Source organism: Nocardia pseudovaccinii NBRC 100343 (assembly GCF_001613225.1).
GTDB classification, from domain to species: Bacteria; Actinomycetota; Actinomycetes; order Mycobacteriales; family Mycobacteriaceae; genus Nocardia; species Nocardia pseudovaccinii.
Map to the genome: position 1 here is coordinate 1 of NZ_BDBY01000089.1, position 6,207 is coordinate 6,207.

Below are 6,207 nucleotides of genomic sequence, written 5' to 3' on the forward strand. Positions count from 1 at the left end.
TGAATCAGAATGCGATCGCCAGGCACTGGGCCGATAAGGGCGGTCCGGACGGTCCGCTCGGCAAGCCGGTGTCCGAGCCGCTGCCCGCCGCGCAGGGGCAGCAGTACGCGAAGTTCGTCAACGGGTACGTCTATACCGGCCCGAACGGTCAGGTGTTCGAGGTCATGGGCGCGATCCTGGATCGTTTCCTCGCCCTCGGCGGGGATGGCGGGCTGCTCGGGCTGCCGATGAGCAACGGCTACTCGGTGCCGGACGGGCTGCGAACCGACTTCCAGTACGGCTCACTGATTCTCAACCAGCTGACCGGCATCATCACCACCGTCCGGAAGACCTACAACGACACCTCCCAGCAGCAGGTCGACCGCAACCCGGTCGGCCAGGTCGTCGCGCCAGGCCCCGATCCGGTCCCGGCCAGCTGACCAGGGCGTTCATACCCACCAGCGCTCGAGCACTTGCGCCACACCGTCTTCGGAGTTCGCCGCCGTGATCTCGTCCGCGGCGGCGATCGCCTCCGGATGCGCATTAGCCATCGCGACGCCGTGGCCGACCATGGACAGCATCGGAACATCGTTGGGCATATCGCCGAATGCGATGATCGCCGAATGTTCGACACCGAGACGCTGGGCGACGATGGTCAGGCCGGACGCCTTGGTCACGCCGGGTGCGGAAATTTCGATCAGGCCGTGGTCGGTCGAATAGGTGATATCGGCGCGGTCGCCGATCAGCGGTGCGAGGACCGCGCGCATTTCGGCACTGAGGGTGCCGCGTAGTCGGACCAGCATTTTGATCGCAGGCGCATCGATGACCTCGGCGCGCGATACCTCGGTGTCATCCGGATTCAGCCAGGCATGTTCGTACTCCGGCGAACTCACGAATTGTGGCGTCACCGCGTCGTGCGCACTGGCGCCGACACGTTCGGCGGCCAGACCGCAGCCGGGCAATGCGCATTCGGCCAGGTCGGCGATCCAGGCCAGGGTGTCCACGTCCAGGGTCCGGCTGGCGAGCACGCGGTCGGCGGCGCTGTCGTAGATCACCGCACCATTGCCGCAGACGCACAGCGGCGCATACCCCAGCCCGTCGACTACCGGATCGATCCAGCGCGGCGGCCGTCCGGTGGCGAGTACGAACGGCACCCCATCGGTGATCAGGGCAGCCACCGCCGCCTTGGTTCGCGCGGTGACCCGCTCGTCGTGATCGATGAGGGTGCCGTCCACATCGGTGGCAACCATCTTCGGCTTGGGCAGGTGCAGGCGCGTCACCTATTCCATCCTGCCGGACGACCATCTCGGCGAGGTCGCGGCTATCACTGCGACGGCGGTCGCCGCCACGGGGAGTCCTCGGCCTTCATCGTCGGGTCGGACTGCCGTTTCGCCAGGTCTGGTGGCGGAGAATCCGGTGCTGCCTGCGGATTCGCTCCCCATTGCGGCTGCGCGCCCACCTGATCGGTACCTGCTTGCGGATACGGGGGAACATCACCTGACGGACCGTATTGCGGATAAGGCGACGGCGGATAAGGCGTCGAACCGGACGGGTACCCGGCCGGTGGTACAGCAGGTCCGGACGGATACCCAGCTGGTGGCACGGCAGGTCCGGACGGATACCCAGCGGTTGGAGCACCAGGTCCATACGGATACATAGCCACGGGCGGCGCGGATACCGGGGTGTGGTTGAGCCAGCGCGTTGTCGGGGGCACAAGGGCGAGCACCGCGGTCGCGATCGGGAAGATCAACCCGAACAGACCACCGATGCCGCCGCCGATCTCGGCCGCGGTCCCGCCCGAGGCGGTGTAGTGCATGGTTACCGCGTACTCCGTGATCCCGGCGATCAGCACCACCGCGCATCCGGCAACGACGAGCACCCGACCGAGCGGCCGCCTGGTGAACATCATGATCGCGCCGACACCGAGCAGGAACGCCGTGACCACGGCGATCGAACCGGCCACCAGCAGGTAGGTCTTGATCCAGCTCTGCGCGAGCAGGCCGGTCGAGTCGTACTCCGAAAGATCCAGGTCGGTGAGCCCGAGCACGATATTGAAACCGCCGCCGAGCAATTGCCCCACACTGCCGATACTTGCCAGCACCCCGGCCGTGATCGCGGTGCCGCCACCGGGTGCGGGTGCCGGGACCGATGGATAGGGCTCATATTGCGGATAACTCATGGAGTCCCCTTTGAGCACCGGAAAAGCCTGGACATACCGGTATCCACAGAATAAAGGACATGCCGATCTCACGCGTGTCACGCACGCTCGCACGCACGTCCTTATGATCAGGGACTAATACTCGATGCTGGCCCGACCAGCCGTAGGACCAGAGGACTGATGACCGGCTTCCTGCTACGACGCGCGTTCAATTATGTCGTGCTGTTGCTGCTGGCCTCGTTCCTGACGTTCAGTCTGGCGTCGCTGACGTTCACGCCGCTGGACAGTCTCGAACAGCGCAATCCACGTCCGCCGCAGGCGGTGATCGATGCCAAGGCCGAACAGCTGCATCTCAACGAGCCGATTCCACAGCGCTATATCAGCTGGCTGAAGGGCATCCCGCAGGGTGACTTCGGCCAGACGCTGGCCGGGCAGCCGGTCAGTGAGGAACTGCCGCGACGAGTACTGGTGAGTCTGCGGCTGCTGATCATCGGTTCGATCGTCGGTACGGTGCTCGGGGTTTTGATCGGTGCGGCCGGAGCGATCCGGCAATACAAATTCAGTGACTACTTCACCACGGTCGTCTCCCTGCTGGTGCTGAGCACGCCGGTGTTCCTGCTCGCCACCTTGCTGAAATACGGTGCGCTGGAAGTGAATACGCTCACCGGATCGCAGATCTTCCTCTATACCGGCGAGACCTCGGCGAACAAGATCAACGGTTTCTTCCCGCAATTGCTCGACCGCCTCCAGCATCTGGTGCTGCCGACGGCCGGTCTGGCTCTCGGCGCGATGGCCGGTTACAGCCGCTACCAGCGCAATGCCATGCTCGACGTGCTGCAGAGCGATTTCATCCGCACTGCGCGCGCCAAGGGTCTGACCCGCAACAAGGCGCTCTACAAGCACGGCCTGCGGACCGCGTTGATCCCGATGGCGACGCTGTTCGCCTACAGCCTCGGCGGTTTGATCACCGGCGCGACCTTCACCGAGAAGATCTTCGGCTGGCACGGCGTCGGGGAATGGCTGGTCAATTCGATCAATGCCCAGGACCTCTACGTTGTCGTCACGGTGACGGCATTCGCGGGTCTTGTCGTGCTGGTGTCGGGTCTGCTCTCCGATGTCGTGTACGCGATTCTCGACCCCAGGGTGCGTGTGGGATGACAGAAGCCGAAATCATTGTCCAGGGCGCGCCGGAGGTCGCGGCCGCCTCGGGTCGGCGCAGGCTCGTGCTGCGGCGTTTCCTGCGCAACAAGGCCGCCGTCGCGGGCGTGATCGTACTGCTGATCCTGGTGTTGGTCGCCTACGTGCTGCCCTACTTCTGGACCTGGGACTATCAGGAACTCGACGGCACCGCGCTGCGTAAGCCGCCCTCTGCCGAGCATCCCTTCGGCACCGACGCCATCGGCCACGACGTACTCGCCCAAACCCTGCGCGGTATGCAGAAATCGCTGATCATCGGCTTCTGCGTCGCCCTCATCAGCACCACCATCGCGGCGCTGACCGGTTCGATCGCCGGACTCATCGGCGGTTTCACCGATAAGGCCATCATGTGGCTGGTCGACCTGCTGCTCGTGGTGCCGAGCTTCATCATCGTCGCGCTCTTCGCGCCGAAGACGAAGGGCAGCGGGTCCATCCTGCTGTTGATTCTGCTGCTCAGTGTCTTCGGCTGGATGATCAGCGCGCGCATCGTGCGCGGCCTGACCATGAGTCTGCGCGAACGCGAATTCGTCAAGGCCGCACGGTATATGGGCGCGCCGACCAGGACGGTGATCCTGAGTCATATCCTGCCGAATATCGCCTCGATCCTGATCATCGACACCACGCTGTCGGTTGGCGCGTCGATCATGGCCGAAACCGGCTTGAGCTTCCTCGGATTCGGTGTGCAGTCGCCGGATGTCTCACTCGGCACGCTCATCGCCTCGGGCACCGCATCGGCGCTCACCTTCCCCTGGCTGTTCATGTTCGCCGGTGGACTGCTGATCGTCATCGTGCTCTCGGCGAATCTGGTCGGTGACGGCTTGCGGGACGCATTCGATCCCAGTGCCAAACGGGCTCGCTCGCGCAAGAAGGTTGGGTCGGAAGAGAAGGTAGCGGCATGACGGACCCAGCGGACCAGGTCTCCACCGAAAAGAACTCCACCGCACCGCTGTTGGAGGTCTCCGACCTGCGGGTCTCCTTCCCCAGCGAAGAGGGCCGCATCGACGCGGTGCGCGGGGTGAACTACACCGTCTCCGATGGCGAAGTGCTCGCGATCGTCGGCGAATCCGGATCCGGCAAGTCGGTCTCCTCGCTCGCGGTGATCGGCTTGCTGCCGGAGCAGGCGCGGATCAACGGTTCCATCCGGCTGCGCGGCCGCGAACTGCTCGGGCTCGGCGATCGTCAATTGTCCAAGCTGCGTGGACGTTCCATCAGCATGGTGTTCCAGGACCCGCTCTCGGCACTGACACCGGTGTATCGGGTCGGCGACCAGGTCGCCGAGGCCCTGCTCGCACATACCGATATGACCGGTCGAGAGGCCTCGGCACGGGCCGTCGAACTGCTGGACCTGGTCGGCATTCCGGAACCCGCATTGCGCGCCAAGGCATTTCCGCACGAGTTCTCCGGCGGTATGCGTCAGCGTGTGGTCATCGCCATGGCCATCGCCAACGACCCCGCGCTGATCATCTGCGATGAGCCGACCACCGCACTCGATGTGACGGTGCAGAAGCAGATCCTGAATCTGCTGCGAAAGGCGCGCGATATCACCGGCGCCGGTGTCATCATGATCACCCACGATATGGGCATCGCCGCCACACTCGCCGATCGGGTCGCGGTGATGTACGCGGGGAAGATCGTCGAAACCGCTCCGGCGGCAGAGCTTTTCGCCGCGCCGCGGATGCCGTATACCGTCGGCCTGCTCGGCTCGATACCGCGCATGGACGGTCCGCCACGCAGCCCGCTGATCCCGATCGTCGGCGCACCACCCGCCATGCACGCGCTACCGCCGGGCTGCTCGTTCGCACCCCGCTGCCCCATCGCGATCGATGACTGCCGTGCCGCCGAGCCGCCGCTGGAGAAGACCGGCCCCGGCCATTCGGCCGCCTGCATCCGCACCGCGGAAGTCACCTCCGCCGATCTGTTCGAGGCCTACCGCCAGGAGATTTCGGAGCCATCCGCCGAAGCCGATACCGACGAGCGTGTGGTGCTGCGGGTTTCGGATCTGGTGAAGACCTATCCGATCACCTCGGGCGTGGTGTTCAAGCGCCGTAAGGGCGAGGTCCGCGCCGTCGACGGCATCAGCTTCGAGGTGCGGGCCGGGCGCACATTGGCGCTGGTCGGCGAGTCCGGATCCGGAAAATCCACCACACTCACCCAGATTCTCGACCTGGTGAAGCCGCAAGAGGGCACCATCGAGATCATGGGCAGCGATATCGCGACCCTGACCAAGGCGCGCAAGCGGGAGATCCGCCGGAAGATGCAGATCGTCTTCCAAGATCCGACGGCCGCACTGGATCCGCGGCTGCCGATCTTCGACGTGCTCGCCGAACCGATGCGCATCGATGGCAGGCCGCGCACCGAAATCGCCAAGCGGGTACCGCAATTGCTCGAACAGGTCGGTCTGCGGTCCGAACACGCCGACCGCTATCCCGCCGATTTCTCCGGTGGCCAGAAGCAACGCATCAGCATTGCCCGTGCGCTGGCCCTGGATCCGGAGATTCTCGTGCTGGACGAACCGGTGTCGTCACTGGATGTGTCGATTCAGGCGGGTGTGCTGAATCTGCTGCGCAACCTGCAGACCGAACACGGCCTGTCCTATCTGTTCGTCTCGCACGATCTTTCGGTGGTCCGCAATCTGGCCCACGATATCGCGGTGATGTATCGCGGGAAGATCGTCGAGACCGGGCCCGCCGAACAGATCTTCGACCGTCCCAGCAACGAATACACCCGGGCGTTGATCGATGCGGTCCCGGTGCCGGTCGTCAGCCGATAGAGGGAGAGCGCGATGCGATCGAGAACCCGAACCAAATGGGCGGCACCGGTTGTCGCACTGGGTCTGATCGCGGCGGGCTGTGGTTCGGGCGGCGATTCGACGG

At 64.8% G+C, this 6,207-nt stretch carries 6 protein-coding genes; 4 read left to right on the plus strand and 2 right to left on the minus strand.

Going from position 1 to position 6,207, the window contains the following annotated elements:
• On the plus strand, nt 1-419 hold a 419-nt coding region (locus NP3_RS09760; protein ID WP_373864738.1), incomplete at its 5' end, for an LGFP repeat-containing protein.
• 9 nt (nt 420-428) lie between these two features.
• Here NP3_RS09760 and NP3_RS09765 read toward each other — a convergent pair.
• Complete coding sequence (locus NP3_RS09765) at nt 429-1,229, minus strand: Cof-type HAD-IIB family hydrolase (protein ID WP_063039899.1); 801 nt, start codon at nt 1,227-1,229, stop codon at nt 429-431.
• Between the two features lie 74 nt (nt 1,230-1,303).
• Entirely contained in the window at nt 1,304-2,158 is an 855-nt protein-coding gene (locus NP3_RS49630) for a hypothetical protein (RefSeq protein WP_063039892.1), read from the minus strand.
• Nucleotides 2,159-2,317: 159 nt separating this feature from the next.
• Here NP3_RS49630 and NP3_RS09775 point away from each other — a divergent pair, with 159 nt between their 5' ends.
• From NP3_RS09775 to NP3_RS09785, 3 genes are read left to right on the plus strand one after another with little or no spacing between them, the layout of a single operon-like run.
• Complete coding sequence (locus NP3_RS09775) at nt 2,318-3,295, plus strand: ABC transporter permease (RefSeq protein ID WP_063039893.1); 978 nt, start codon at nt 2,318-2,320, stop codon at nt 3,293-3,295.
• The gene (locus tag NP3_RS09780) at nt 3,292-4,233 is read left to right on the plus strand and encodes an ABC transporter permease (RefSeq protein ID WP_063039895.1); all 942 of its coding nucleotides are present in this window, start codon (nt 3,292-3,294) and stop codon (nt 4,231-4,233) included. Before NP3_RS09775 ends, NP3_RS09780 begins: the two co-directional genes overlap by 4 nt.
• The gene (locus NP3_RS09785; protein WP_063039897.1) at nt 4,230-6,104 is read left to right on the plus strand and encodes an ABC transporter ATP-binding protein; all 1,875 of its coding nucleotides are present in this window, start codon (nt 4,230-4,232) and stop codon (nt 6,102-6,104) included. Before NP3_RS09780 ends, NP3_RS09785 begins: the two co-directional genes overlap by 4 nt.
• Nucleotides 6,105-6,207: the final 103 nt, after the last annotated feature.